A 15,142-nucleotide genomic window follows, 5' to 3' on the forward strand; every position below is an offset into this window, starting at 1 on the left:
AATCGGACTATTATGAAAAATGGATTAACTAATTTTTCTTCAATGCTTTTTTTATTCTGTAAAGCATCAATTCATAATGCAATTTGGTTTCGCCGGAGCTGTTTACGAGAGCCCGATTAATCAAATCCCTCGTTTTAAACAACATTTCCAGATAGATATGCGCCGTGGAGCCGTTTAAGGCTTCAAAATAAGGAATAGACGAATATCCGGCGATCTCCTCTTCCGAAGAATGATCGAGAGCAAAACGGTTTTGCTCGACAGACTGCATCCGATGAACCAATTCCGTTTCCCAAGGATTCAGCGAACGAAGTCCGTCGGAGAATTGCGGGGCAAAAACAGTTGCCGGAGCATCCACGCAGGAGGTGGCGATAATACTGGCTAAAAACAATTGTTCCATATCCATATCGTGTTTCGTCAACGGACGGTTCCGGATGGTATTTTTCCACACCTCGTCATAAATATCCTGAATAAACTCCTCCTGAGTATAATCTCCTCCCGATTTCTGGGCTGCAATTCCCACGTAACGGAAACGGGACATAATACCGTTGAAAATTTCATTTCTCATCTTCAAGGAGGGGAGATCGCTGATCTGCATTTGGGTCAACACCTCTTTGTTGTCGATCCAGGAGAGATCTTTCGACAAATCGAACAGGTACTTCAACACCTTTCTTTGTGTCGCTTTCGGGATAACCTTATAGCTTGGCGCCTGATCCCCCTCTTCCACGTCGAAGATCTCGATACCTCCGATATAGATCATCAAAGGGCGGATGGTCGTTGTAAACAAACCCGTCAACTCCATGTTGAACAGACGACGGGCCTCCATATCCAAATCCCCCTCTTTATACCATTCAAAGAAGTTTTTGATAGCCCCTTTCATATTGGGCAACATATAATTCATTGCCTTAATCGGGTCGTCGCCCAAATCTCCCCGGACTACCTTCGGATCGAACTTGGCCCAGGAATCGGGATTCCGTCTATAAACACAATAGGGTTTTGCCTGCATCTCTTTGATCCATTTCTCCAACACGGGCTTTTCGGCCTTTACCTCTTTTACTCCCGGTATCGGCTTATACAAATACTTAATCACCTCGTAATCGTACTCGCCCAAACGATCCTGTACCAATAAAACCCCGTTCTTCACGTCTTCCGGCTGAGCAATACGGTTACAGGGAAAATCATCCATGACGGAAGGAACGATTCCGTATTTTCTCGTGAAAGAAGCCGAACGTAACGAATCCACCGGGTAGGCTGAAGAGGCGGCATAATTATCGGTCAACCCCAGGCAACGCCCGATGACCTGCATCATTTTCGCTTTAATCATCTCCCCGGTCTGTTCGTCGGACAACCGTGCTTTCCGCACGCTCGGGTCTGCCACCATGGTCTCTTCCGTGCGCGATGTATAAAAAACGGAAGCCATATTGGCATGCATATACACGGAGGCATTCAGAATCTCTCCCGTCCGGGGATCCGTATGCATGGAAGTTTGCGGGAAATACATCCACAAAGGAGAGTACCGGATGGTCGAATTCCTGATGTTATTGGCATCGAAAGAGGGATCTTTCGGAAATTCCACGGCTTGTATCGCATTTTTCAAACCGATCTTTTCAAAAGCGTCATTCCAGGCTTCGGCTCCCTCTTTCACGTATTTTTTCCAGGCTTCAGGCATAAGCGTGTCGATATAAAAAACGATCGGTTTCTTCACGTCCACCAACTCTCCCCGGCTATACCTCTCCTCGTCAACCGGCTCCAGTCTCCACCGTTTCGTGAGGTAATCCTGTTTAATTCCCTCGCATACTCCGCGCAACTCCGATTGTACGACAGGACTCACCCCGATGCGGGAATCGGCTAACCGAGGGCGCATGGGCTCCTCCGGCAGTATCAACAGAATTTTGTTTACCGTAACGGAAACGGGAACGTCCTTCGCTTGCAGAAAAGCACCAAAAACCAAGCGATCCACGTTAAATCCCAAGTTACAGGTCACCACGATATTGTCTTCATTCGCTTTTATTCCCAGTAATCCGGAACGGTGTTCTTGAAATTTATGTACCCGCTGTATAAAACCGAACAACGAATTGCCGGCATAACCGGAAAAAGGATTGGTAAAGCGGGAACTCTCCATAAAGAATTTGGTCATATCCACCACGACAGCAGTACTATCGGGTGTATAAGCCTCGATCTTGTAGCTCTGGAAAATACCGGGAGTATTGGAACGTTCGATCATATCGTCGGCATTCTCTCCCATTCCCAGGTTCTTCACCTTACGGCGCAAGACCAACCGGGCTTGCAGCAGCGAATCCAGTTTCGTAAAACGGAAATGGTTGCCCCGGCCGGCAAATTGACCGACAACCCCCTCCCCGTTATCGCTGATATCTTCAATAGAGGAGGTCAACATCATATCCTTATTCAACAAATTCAAAGGGAACTCCACGTACACCTTTCCATTCATCAGGTGCATCTTCATGAGCCCGTCTGCCGTAACCGCCTTTTTCCCCTTAAACAGCTTGTCGTAAGCCGTCAGGGTCTCCTTTTTTTCCGCCTTCTTTTCTCCTTTTTTCTTTCTGGCCCAAGCATCATGGCTTACACCTATCAATAAAAGAGAAATAAAGCCTATATACATCAATTTTTTCATCTAATTCTCGTTTTTGATTTATGATTGACAAATAACCCGTTTCAAATATTTAGATTCTAAAAGTATCGGACTATTTCTCCAACGCCTTTTCAATCTTATAAATCAACAATTTATAATGTTGTTTCGTATCTGTCGATCCCGTGCCGGCTTTACTTTTCAACAAAGCCAATGTTTTTTTCAACGTATCGAAATAGATATGATCCGTTGCGACATAGGGAGCCGTAATCCCCAGGAAAGAACCGAAGCCCATTTGTTCGGCTTTCTCTATCAACCGTTCGGAAATTTCCGGAGCCTCTGTTTTCCGGTTGGTATACATTCCCACAAACTCTTCGGACAAAATTCCGTAAGTCGCCCGGCTTTGTTCTTTCACGAACTCCGGAATGCGAATCATATTCGTTGTCAAGGCGAAAGGAGTCGCTTTCTGAACCGTAGCGATACCTGCCTTACCCATAATCGTACTCAACAAGCCGACCTGAAGATTTTTTTCCAACTGGCTCAATGTTTTACCCTGCCGGGTCGGCGCCCACACGAAATCATAAATATCCTTCATGTACTCCTCCGCCGTGTAAGGATTATCGAACGTCTTGCTGGCACAAACCATCACGTTAGCCGTCTGTTGGATCAGGGCAAAAAACATCTCATCCTGTATATAGGAAGCGATGTTCCCCCGTAAAGGATAACCCTCCTGCATCTCCTTGGCGTCCAACCAATCCATATCCTTCAATTGGGACAACAGGAATCGAACGGCGCGTTTCTGTTTCTCCTTAGCCACCGGAGCATAACTCGGCAGAGCGTCACCGTCATACCGCTCGTTGATATAGATTCCCCCGATATTCATCAACACGTTATTCAGGTAACGGAAGTATTGATACAAGACCTCGTTGTACATATTCAAACGGTATTTATACTCCGGATCGTCTTTTCCTACCCACTCATTCAAATGAGCCAAAATGACCTTCAGGTTTTTAATACCGTAAGCACCTGCCCTCATCGCATCGTCTCCCAAATCCTCTTCCAAAGAGCTCGGATCGATGCGCGTGCGGAATTGTTGTTTGCCGTAACGATAGATAGGATCTCCCGATTTTTCAGAAATCCATTTAGCCAAAGTCGGAACCTCGTCTTTCGGAGTTGCGGCGTCTAAAAGAGGAGTATACAGCCAGGCGATAGAAAAATAATCGTATACGCCCAATTCAGGCGGTGTCAGTTTCACTCCTCTCTCCTTATCTCCCGGCTGTGCCACGTAATTATTCCGGGCATAATCCATGATGGAGTAAGTCGTACCGTATTTCCGAGTGAAAGAGGGAGAACGCAACGAATCTACCGGAACCGCGGCAGAAGCAGACATATCGTGCATCAAGGAGAGACAATGTCCCACCTCGTGAGAAACGACATAACGAATACAATCGCCGATCACATCGTCATCCAAAATCACCTTTCTCACGTCCGGATCAACAGCGGCCGTGTGCAAGAAACGCCAATCCTGCACCAACTTTATCACGTTGTGGTATACATAAACCGAAGCATTGATGATCTCTCCCGTCCTCGGGTCCGTCCAGGAAGGGCCCATAGCATTGGCAACCGGAGAAGGCGAATAGCGAATACAGGAATATTTCAAATTATCCGGATCGAAATCCGGATCATCCGTCGGAAAATCTTTGGCAACGATGGCATTCTTAAAACCGATCTTCTCGAACGTCTTTTGCCAGACCTCCACAGCCTGTTTCATGTAAGGCTTCCACATTTCAGGAAAGGCACTGTCGATATAAAAAACAATCTGTTTTTTAGGTTCCACCAATTCACCCCGACGATAGGCAGCCTCATCTTTCGGTTCCAATCTCCAGCGATTGGCATAGTAAAGAGGTTTCATGCCGTTTCCCTCGTTACTGAATTCCGATCTCCCCTGCCAGAAAATATTGATGCGGGGATCGGCAATCCTCGGACGCATCGGCTCTTCCGGCAAAAGCATAAAAGTACGGGTCATCACAGCCGTGAACGGCTCCTTGTACCAGTAATAAAATTTTCTATCCCTTAAGCTAACTAAATAAGTCAAGGAGGACTGTACACTGATATTATCATCAAAAGCCTTTATTTTAGCAATTTGAGAATCTCCCTTTTTAAACTCCTTTTCAACCCAGGCACCGCCCCACGTGATAGGTGCATAAGGAGAGAAGGGATTCAGCTGACCGTTATCGCTCAACAGGAAATCGGTCATATCGATCACCACGGCCGTACTGTCGGTATTGTAAGCCTTAATCTCAAAATTTTCGATAATGGCCGGAACCGTACTGGTCGCTATCCGCTCCATCAGGTTTTTATCTTCCGAGGTATACGCGCAAACTACCTGGCGCAGGTTAATCGTAGAGTCCATCTTAGTAAACCGGACGTGCATCGGGTCATGCGGCTTTTCTCCCACGTTCGCAAAACCGTTATTGGTGATTTCCGTCACGGTAGAACCGATCAACATATCCTTTCCCAATATATTCAAGGGCAATTCGAAATAGATCTTATTATCCATCTTGTGAAGGGTTATCAACCCTCTCTCGGTCTCACACTTTTTTCCCTTGAACAATTTGTCGTAAGAAGTCTCTTTCTTCTTCTCTACTTTTTCCTCCTTGTTATCCTTTTTCTTTTTTCTGGACGCCCCGTAAACCGGTATCACAGCACTTTGGACAAGCAAAAGGCTCGCTAAAAAAATGACCGTTTTTAGTCTCATAATAACTACATTTAATGATTTTATATAAATTACAATACAAACTTTATCGCTTCATGAAATAATCCAGATCGGTCTGATAACCGGCCGAATCGTCACCCAAAAGGTATTTGGCAAAGTGATGCCACAACTGGTATTCGAAAAAACGACCGGCATTACCAAACCCGTGATTACAGCCGGGAAGAACATACATATCGAAATTTTTCCGGGCTTTGATCAAGGCATCAGCCATCCGTAAAGTATGAGCCGGATGAACATTATCGTCCATATCGCCTGTCACAAGCAAAAGATGGCCTTTCAGATTTTCGGCTAATGCCTGATTGATAGGGACACTCACCGTGTATTCAAATTCTTTCTCCCGCATCATTTGTACGTCGATCATCTCGTGGGCAGGACGCAAGCGTTCCCATCCCCCGGACTTTCTTTTTTGCTTTTTCTCCGGTTCCATCCCCCGACGAGTCTCTTTCACCCCGTGATGCGTTTCCACCCATCCCGAATTATAAATCCGGTTGTCGTGATTACCGGCAGAAGAGACTGCTGCGGTGTAAAAATCCGGATAGGTACAGATGGCAGCTACCGACATAAATCCTCCTCCCGAATGGCCGTAAATTCCCACCCTCGAAGCATCGATAAAAGAATAACGATCGGCCAGTTGCTCAATAGCATATTTATCGTCGGCCAAAGGGTAATCGCGCAAATTCCCGTATCCGTAGCGGTGGTAGAATTTCCCCCTCAAAGGACTTCCTCCCCGATGTCCCATAGCCACCACGATAAATCCCAGTTGTGCCAGCTCGGTATTATACCCGTCATCCAACGAGAATGTCGTATTTACATACTCGAAAAAAGGGCCCGGATAGACAGAAGAGATAATCGGGTATTTCTTGTCGGGATTGAAGTCCGCCGGTTTCCACATGATACCGTAAAGGTCGGTCATGCCATCGGCAGCTTTCACCGTAAAACGTTCCGGGGCCCGCCATCCCATCTCGTACAGACGCCGTAGATCGGGTTTGGCCAACTCCATCATGACTTTGCCTTTCCTATCCCGCAAAAGGATTTCAGGTTCGTCGCTTACCGTCGCGTAAATATCTACAAAATAGCGATGCGTGGGAGAGAAAAAGGCCCGATGCCGGGCGTTTTCTCCTCCTAACAATTTAACATTTCCCTTGTCGATGTGCGCCCGGTAGATCAGACTGTAATAGGGATCTACCCCTTTTTCGCGGCCGTAGCCGTAAAAATATACCTCTCTTCTCAACGTATCGACGGAAATTATCGTCCCGGCAACCCAATCGCCGGCCGTGATTACATTCTTCAACACCCCATTCCCGTCGTAATGATAATAATGGCCCCATCCGGTACGTTCCGAACGATAAAGGATATCGTCCCCATCATGAAGAAAGGTGATGTTTTTCATCTGATAATCCACGAACGGCCGATCCTCCTCGTGGATCAGCACTTTCACCTCTCCTGTCTCCGTATCGGCCACACACAGCTCCACCTGGTCCATCGTCCGTTTATACCGTTCGAAATAAATTCTATCGCCTTTCTCCGCCGCATACACCACCTGTATCTCCTGATCCTGCCATTTATCGGCTTTTACCTTCACCACCTGACGTTTTTCCACGTCGACGATAACCAGTTCCGGCTGAGAAATTTCTTTTGCCCCGGCCATATCGTATTTGTAGCGTTTTAATACCGGACGAGACTTCGAAAGGACATCAACTAAAAACAGCTCTTCCACCCGTCGGCTGTCGTAACGCACGATATAAGCCTTTTTAGAATTTTTAAACCAACGGACTTTACTCTCCTGCTCCCCGTCTCCTGTTTGCGAACCGTCCTTGGCATAAGAAAAATAAAGCTCCCCATCCACGGTCAACTGTGTTTCCGTCGTATCTTTCCCCTTTTCCGGTATCCCTTTCATGTACAGGTTATGCTCTTTCGCGTATAAAATACAACTGCTATCCGGAGCGATAACCATCCAGGAATAACGCTCTCCATCGGCCTGTTCAGGCCTGGCTATCCGTTTTAGCTTCTTTGTCTCCAAATGATACTCGCAATGAAGCGTGTCCAGCCTGAACGTGATCGTTTTTCCGTCCGGAGAGAATTTCAAACCGGAAATTTCCAGTTCCCGCGCATGGTAAGCCACTCGGGTAATCTCACTCGCCTGTCGTGCCACATCTTCATTTTCAAACAGGAGTCGTTTTACCCCTTTTACCGGGTCCACGTAATAAAAGCTTTTCCCTTCCTCCGTGGTAAAATCAAACCAGAAACGATCCGAATTATTGATATACCTCGGGTACATGTCTAAACTAAACTTGGACAAATGTCCGAAAGAAAGATTCCGAAACTTCTCTGCCAATTCGTAATTGGCCTTTTGCTGAGCCGTAACCGTCAAAACCATCCCCAACAGCAAAACAGATATTAAAATTCCTCGTACCATATAAATTATTTTTGATTCTGCGATTAAGTGATTCCGAGATTGAGTGATCTAATCACAGAATCTTTTAATCGAATAATCACAGAATCTTATCAATTTTTATATTCTTCAATCCCGGAAAAGTAATCTCCGGAGGTATCCTTCAATAGGTATTTTGCAAAATGGAACCATAATTTCCGCTCGTAAAACAGTTCGGCATCGCCACTGAAACCGTGATCCTGTCCCGGCAAGACGATCATATCGAAATTCTTTCCGGCCTTAATCAAAGCATCTGCCATCCGTAACGTATGAGCCGGATGGACATTATCATCCATATCGCCCGTCACCAAAAGCAGTCCGCCTTTGTAGTTTTTAGCCAACTCCTGATTGGTACGTACCTGGAATTTAAAAATATGCTCTTCCCGGTCGCCGTTCACGCTATCCTTAATCGCCTTTTTCTCTTCCGTTACCCCGTTATGGGTTTCGGTAAACCATTTATTATAAATCCGATTATCGTGATTACCGGCTGCCGCCACGGCGGCCTTGTAAAAATCGGGATAGGTACAAATGGCTGCCGTCGACATAAATCCTCCCCCGGAATGACCGTATATACCGACTTTTGTCGCATCGATAAAAGGGTAACGATCGGCCAGTTGCTCGATGGCGTATTTATCGTCGGCCAAGGGGTAATCCCGCAAATTTCCGGCGCCATACGTGTTGTAATACTTTCCTCTCATAGGCGTTCCTCCCCGGTGTCCCACGGCAATTACGATAAAACCCAGCTGAGCCAATTGGGTATTCCGGTCATGAATAACAGCAAATTGAGTAGGCACGTATTCATAAAAGGGCCCGGGATAAACCGAAGAGATAATCGGATAGTGTTTGGTAGAATCAAAATCAAAAGGTTTCCACATCACCCCGTACAAATCGGTTATCCCGTCGGCCGCTTTTACTTTAAAACGTTCAGGAGCCTTCCAGCCCATCTCTTTCACCCGGGAAATATCGGCTTTACCCAAGTCTATTATTTTTTTCCCTTTTTTATTCCTCACGACGAAGTGAGGTTCCATATCCACCCGTTGATAAGTATCCACAAAATAGTTAAAGGTTTTAGACCAATCCACCATGTGCGTGGCATTGTCAAAAGTCAACTGTACCACCCGATCAGGTTTATCCAAGTCCGCTTTACACAACGTATAATAGTAAGGATCGATATGCTTATCCTTGCCTAAGGCGTAAAAATAAATCGTACGTCCCACGGTATCGATCTCCGCGATAGGCCCGGCAGTCCAATCTCCGGCCGTAACCGTATTCTTCAGGTTTCCCTCGCCGTCATACAGGTAATAATGTCCCCACCCGGTACGGTTGGAACGAAATAATATATCCTGACCGTCATTCAAAAAAGAGACGCTTGCCATCTTAAAATCCAAAAACGGTTTATCCACTTCATGAATCAATACTTTCACTTTTCCCGTCTTAGCATCGATGACGCAGATCTCTTTTTCATTGAAAGCCCGGTTGACCCGCTCAAAATAAATTTTCTCCGCTTTCTTATCGGTATACAAAACATCCACGTATTGATCGGGCCATCTATCGATGTCTATTTCCGTGATCTTCCGGGTTTCAATATCGATTATCAGAAATTGGCTTTGGGAAATCTCCTTATCCCCCGGCATATCATAACGATAGGTCTTTAACTTCGGACGAGGTTTAGCCAGATGATCGATCAGGAACAGCTCCTCCACCTTACGGGCATCTTCCCGGACGGCATAAACTTTTTTCGAATCCTTCATCCACGAAGCGATCGTCTCCACCTCCGTGTCCGAATCCGCAAACTCTTTGGCAAAGGTATAATCCTTCTCCGCATCAAAAGTCAACTGAATAGCCGTGGTATCTTTTCCCTTTGCCTTATTCCCCATCACATACAAATTGTGATTCCGGGCATACAGGATATAACAGCTATCCGGTGAATACTTCATCCATGAAGCATACCCCGACCAGGGTTTTATCGTATCGATCTTCTCCACCGAAGCGGTCTTAAAGGTATAACGGTATTTCGCCTCGTCAAACTCAAACGTGAAAGACTTTTCGTCTTGGGCAAACTCTATATCCTGCAGGGAAAAATCTTTAGGATTATAGGCCTTCCGGGTCTCTTTACTGAGCTGCGCAAACAAACGTTCATGATCGAAAAGCGGTTTCTTGTCTTTTTTCGCCGGATCTACCAGGTAATACTTCTTCCCTTCTTCAGTAGTAAAACTATACCAAAAACGATCCGACTTATGAATAAACTCCGGATGAATGGCCATACTCATTTCTGAGACTCCCGTCATCGCTCTTTTATTAAATTTCTCGGCCAGTTTATAATTGGCTTTCTGCTGGGCAGTAGCACCCAAGACAAACCCCAACAGCAAAATATAAAATAAAATATAACGCATATATTATTTATTTATAATTCTGTAATTTAGTGATTAGGCGATTCTGTGATTAACACATTTTCCCAATCACTTAATCTTCGAATCATTGAATCACTTAATTATTTATGTTTTCCCAATAATCGGCAGAGTCATCTCCCAAAAGGTATTTGGCAAAATGAGCCCAGAGTTTATACTCGAAAAAGGCCTCGGCTGCTCCGCGGAAACCGTGTCCGTTTCCCGGAAGCACGACCATATCGAAATTCTTACCCGCCTTTATCAAAGCATCGACCATACGAAGTGTATTGGCAGGGTGTACGGTTTTATCCATATCTCCCGTAACCAACAGCAGGTGTCCTTTCAAATTTTTAGCCAGCTCCATGTTGGTCGGCACTTTACAAGTATACTCGTAAACGGTACTATCCTTTCCGTCAGCCCCTTTTACCGTTTTGACCGTCTCTTTTACTCCATGATATATCTCGGACCAACCCCGGTTAAAGATATTATTGTCATGGTTTCCGGCGGAAGAAACTGCTGCCGTGTAAAAGTCGGGATAGGTGCAGATAGCAGCCGTCGACATAAAACCGCCGCCGGAATGACCGAATATCCCCACCTTCGTCCCATCGATAAAAGAGTAACGGGCAGCCAACTGTTCAATGGCATACTTATCGTCTGCCAGCGGATAATCCCGTAAACTCCCGTAACCGTACCGGTGGTAGAATTTTCCCCGCATGGGACTGCCTCCCCGGTGCCCCATGGCAACGACTATAAATCCGAGCTGCGCTAATTTCGTATTATGGCTGTCGTTGATCGTAAAGCTCGTGTTTACGTATTCAAAGAAAGGACCGGGATAAACCGAAGAGATAATGGGATACTTTTTATTCGGGTCGAAATCGGCCGGCTTCCACATGATCCCGTATATATCGGTCAACCCGTCGGCCGCCTTTACTTTAAAACGCTCCGGGGCGATCCATCCGATCTCTTTCAACAACCGGGTATCGGGCTTAGCTAACTCCATAATTACCTTCCCCTGATTGTTTTTCAACACGATCTTAGGTTCCATATCCACCCGGGAGTAGGTATCCACGTAATACTTCCGGGAAGGGGTGAATTTTGCCGAATGCTGGGCATTCTCCCCGCTTAATAAGGTTACCCCCTCCTTATCGATATGTGCTTTATAAAGCATGTAGTAATAAGGGTCCGTTCCCTTTTCCCGGCCGTGCCCGTAAAAATAGATCGCACGACCGACCGTATCGATAGTGGCCATTTGTCCGGCCACCCAAGAACCGGATGTGATGGTGTTCAACAACCGGCCGTTTCCGTCGTAATGGTAATAATGGGCCCACCCCGTACGCTCCGAGCGGAACAGGATGTCTTTTCCGTCATTCAGAATTACCGTATTCTGCATGTGGTAATCGCGGTAAGGCTTATCCACCTCGTGAATCAGCTCTTTTACCTCCATGGTCTCCGTGTTGGCCACGCAAATATCCACCTCGTCCCAAGTACGTTTAAAACGCTGAAAGAATATCTTATCCCCGTTTTTACCCGGCTCGATCACCTGAATGTACTGATCCGTCCATTTATCGGCCGGAACCCGTTTCGCTGTCTTTTTTTCCACGTCCATGATCCACAATTCGTATTGACAAAGATTCTTCTCTCCCGGCATCTCGTAACGGTATCTTTCCAAGGTAGGCCGTTTCGTCAAAGAATTGATCACGAACATATCCTGCAATTTCCGGCTATCCTCCCTGACCATAAAAATATGCCGGGAATCCTTAAACCAACGGGCATTGGTTTCCGTTTCCCCCTTGGAGTCTTGTTCAGCATCCCGGGCAAAGGAATAATATTTTTCGCCGTCGGTGGTCAACCGGATCTCTGTCGTATCCATTCCCTTGTATTTGTTGCCCCGTACATACAGATTATGATCCTTAGCATACAGGATGTATTTCTCATCCGGAGAAAAGACCATCCAGGAGTAGCGGGTCTGCCTATCCTCTTCCGATACCTCTTTCTCCGGCAAAGCTTTTACTTTTTTAGTCTTAAAATCAAATTCGTAATTACCGTCCATTGAAAAGGTCATTTTCGTCAGGTCTTTTGAAAACTCGATACTCGAAATCCTCAAATCTTTTTCGTTATAAGCCTTTCGGGTAATCCGGCTCACTCCTTGTGCGATATCCGAATTATTGAAAAGCAACCGCTTTTCTCCCTTCGCCGGATCGACGAAATAAAACAACCTCCCCTCTTCCGTGTAAAACTCGAACCAAAACTTATCCGTACCGTTAATAGCCTTCGGAAAAATACTCATACTATTCTTCCCTACCACACTTCCGAATGAAATGTTCCTAAACTTCTTTGCCAATTTATAATTTGCTTTCTGCTGGGCATCCCCTCCCATAAAAGCAAACACCAAGGACAGTAATAACAATAATTTTTTCATACGTTTTTTCTGATTTACTTACGATTACCCACACGAACAAATAAAAAGGAATAGACCGAAGGGAGTTTTTACTCCCCTCGACTATTTATCGAAATACTAAAACAACATATTAATATAAATAATTTGCTCTTGGTCTTGTTCCCGAACCGAATTTATATTCCAGATCCACGATCTCTCCGAATCCTTCTTTATGATAAATCTCCAACAACTCTACTGTCTCTTCCTTTTTATCATATTTCACCTCGTATACATAAATTTCACCGGACTTTAAAGCTACAGCCAAATGTGCATTATTCTTATCTGAATTATAATCTTTTACAGCTATATCCACAATCTCGGAACCATAAGTTGGAGCATTCAGCATCTGAACTAACCCTGGAATACTTCTAATATAATCAAAACCATACAAAGTATTTCCACTCGCAATCATCAATAATTTTTTCCAAGGCAATACGCTTGCCGCTTGATATCCATTCATTACAGAAGCATCCAGAATACCACTCTTACTCTTCGATACAATCATTTTCATTCCGGGTTTGTAACGATACCCATCAAGTTCAAATGTATAGTTATGCCAATAATAACTATTCCCTCTTTTCAAAATAGAAATATAAGGTCCCTTATTACGTGGATTGTCTTCCCACGCATGGAAAATGTATTCACCATTGATGTTTTTAAACAAAGATTCGTCTGCCCCCTTAAGACTCCCTAACTCCATAAAACTACCCGTGTAATTTCCACCGGCAACGATTGTAAAATCATTCTCATAATAATCTTTAACGGAACATTGATCTACAATTCCGAAGAAAGTATTGTTTTCATCAATTCCAATAACTGCAATATTCCCATAAGGAGAAGCTTTCCAATAAGGTAATAATTGCTTTATTTTTTTCCCGTTGAAAATCGGTTCCCCAAAGTACCGACCGGAATGTAAATCCGTAGCGACGGACATAGTCGCTCCATACACATAATTATCACTGTTTAACAGCCATTTCCCCCCCCAAGAAAGAGCGGCGTTGACAGGATCAAAGCTACCGGGTATTCCATCAAAAAACTCATCCTTTGCCATACCGACTACACTCAAGTCATTTCCATTTAATTCCACGGGACCACTCGCTTGTAGCACCATTACCTCATCTTGCAGTTCAATATCAGAAGTATACTCTTCATAAATAAAGTTTTCTACCAATTTACGCGGTCCCCTACCTAAATTAGGAACAATATTTATATCTTGTCCGACATAAACCACCGTATCCACTCTCTTCTCCTTTCCGGTCTCAACATCCACTACAAATTTAGATTGCTTTTTAGAACGAATCACAGAGAGTTGCGATTCGCCAGATCCTCCTTTTGACAGTACCATCCATCCGTTTTTCCAAGGAGATACAACCTCTATACCTATGTCTTCACTAAAAGTAACTCCTGTCTTATTATCAATTGCGGTCAGTACCAATGTATAATCTCCGATTGTCGTTGCTTCATGCGTATAAAACAGTTGATCGCAAACTTTCGTCAGTTTCTTATCTTTCTCTATATACCACGCATAAGTAGCATCAGGATTCAACGTATCTATCGAAAAGCGTACTTTGGGTTCCAATGTTACCGACTCTCCGGGATAGAGCGTATAACTACTTTGTACGTTCTTTACTCCCACATTCTGCCAATTATCAAAATCGTTTATATCTTTATAATCGTAATTGCTTTTATCATCCAAACAACCGACAACCAAGAATACAATCACTATCCATAATACATTATTTTTCATAACTTTGCTTTTTTAACCTACCACAGGAATAACTATTTTCTCGCCTTTTTCATCTTTCAACGGGGTCAACCCGGCAGCTTGATTAGCCGGATCATTATTAAAAGCTTCTACCCTATATTTCAATCGAAGCGAATATTTTTTTAACACCAAGCGGTCTCTCCCGTCGAAAACGATATCATCCTTGGCCAACTCTTCTAAAAACATAATGTATTTAGTTTCTGAATAGCTACCAAGGTAATACGCTTCCGCAACGTTAAATATTGGATCACCACTATATCCACCATCCAACTCCGTCCACCATTTCGGGCGCTCCAATTTATCAGACACCTGAAATATAGCTCGTTGATATTTTACATCGGCAGCAACTTTCACCTCTTCACTTTCGTCTATTTGCAATACAAAACGATATGCTTTCTCGGCTAACCGGGGATCATTCAAAAAAGTAACCGTTATCGTATCTAATTCCTGTCCGGCAGAAAACTCACATTTTTCCGGTAATTCATATAACTCAGCCGGCAATGTCGTCAACTTGGGATCAGCGGACACACTAAATGCCCGGTTTTCTGTTAACCATTTTCCTTTGGTTCTTATTGGAATCTCGACTGAAACTCTATCTTCATTATAGGTTCTAAAGGATAATACAGTACTATCTACCGTCGCATCCGCTACAAAAGAAAGAAATACCTTATTATCGGAAAACTCTTCGATTCCTTTTCTATCACAAGAAGTCAATCCTCCTGTCAATATTAACGCAAAAACAATAAAAGATCTCATAACTGT

Annotated in this window: 7 protein-coding genes; all 7 read right to left on the reverse strand. The window is 44.5% G+C overall.

All coding sequences use genetic code 11. From position 1 onward, the window contains the following. Positions 1-28: 28 nt before the first annotated feature. The 7 genes from PGR74_RS09675 to PGR74_RS09705 all read right to left on the reverse strand — a co-directional run bounded on the left by PGR74_RS09675 (position 29) and on the right by PGR74_RS09705 (position 15,136). Positions 29-2,629, reverse strand: a complete 2,601-nt coding sequence (locus PGR74_RS09675) for a zinc-dependent metalloprotease (RefSeq protein ID WP_110688566.1) — start codon at positions 2,627-2,629, stop codon at positions 29-31. Positions 2,630-2,699: 70 nt separating this feature from the next. Further along, complete coding sequence (locus PGR74_RS09680; protein ID WP_270517011.1) at positions 2,700-5,342, reverse strand: zinc-dependent metalloprotease; 2,643 nt, start codon at positions 5,340-5,342, stop codon at positions 2,700-2,702. A gap of 43 nt (positions 5,343-5,385) precedes the next feature. Beyond that, on the reverse strand, positions 5,386-7,776 hold the full coding sequence (locus PGR74_RS09685; protein WP_041502784.1) for a S9 family peptidase: 2,391 nt from the start codon (positions 7,774-7,776) through the stop codon (positions 5,386-5,388). An 89-nt stretch (positions 7,777-7,865) separates the two neighbouring features. After that, positions 7,866-10,184, reverse strand: coding sequence for a S9 family peptidase (locus PGR74_RS09690; protein ID WP_270517014.1), 2,319 nt, complete (start codon positions 10,182-10,184; stop codon positions 7,866-7,868). 94 nt (positions 10,185-10,278) lie between these two features. Further along, entirely contained in the window at positions 10,279-12,597 is a 2,319-nt protein-coding gene (locus PGR74_RS09695) for a S9 family peptidase (RefSeq protein ID WP_041502782.1), read from the reverse strand. A gap of 109 nt (positions 12,598-12,706) precedes the next feature. Then, positions 12,707-14,362 (reverse strand): PKD-like family lipoprotein, encoded by a 1,656-nt coding sequence (locus PGR74_RS09700; RefSeq protein ID WP_041502781.1) that lies wholly within the window; start codon positions 14,360-14,362, stop codon positions 12,707-12,709. 12 nt (positions 14,363-14,374) lie between these two features. Continuing rightward, entirely contained in the window at positions 14,375-15,136 is a 762-nt protein-coding gene (locus PGR74_RS09705; RefSeq protein WP_041502780.1) for a DUF4843 domain-containing protein, read from the reverse strand. Positions 15,137-15,142: the final 6 nt, after the last annotated feature.

Source organism: Sanguibacteroides sp. AM78-02pH3A, assembly GCF_027666085.1.
Lineage (GTDB): Bacteria > Bacteroidota > Bacteroidia > Bacteroidales > Marinifilaceae > Gabonibacter > Gabonibacter massiliensis.